This is a genomic window from Idiomarina sp. Sol25, assembly GCF_033052775.1.
Lineage (GTDB): Bacteria > Pseudomonadota > Gammaproteobacteria > Enterobacterales > Alteromonadaceae > Idiomarina.
In genome coordinates this window covers 1-232 of the sequence record NZ_JAUPEW010000257.1, presented here as the reverse complement: position 1 = coordinate 232, position 232 = coordinate 1, and the positions used below count along the sequence as shown (strand labels likewise).

Sequence of the window (232 nt, the reverse complement as noted above, 5' to 3'; positions counted from 1 at the left end):
GCCGCCGCGACGGCCAGCACCAGCCAGCTTGCAATCAGCAGCGTGCCGCTGGTCGGCGCGGCCATCGGGAACAGTCCGTGGCCGGCATATTGCCGCAGCGTCAGGTCGCCGGCGAAAAGTCCGGCGGCGACAACGAAACCGATTGCCGCAACGAGGCCGATGCGCGCATGGACCAGCGCGCGTTCGGCGAGCGCTACCGTCGCGAGCACTGCGCAGGCGTGAAACAGCAGCA

Annotated in this window: 1 pseudogene; it reads right to left on the bottom strand. The window is 69.4% G+C overall.

The annotated features are described in order from the left end of the window. Positions 1 to 232, bottom strand: a pseudogene (locus Q5L94_RS14200) (hypothetical protein); the annotation flags it as partial.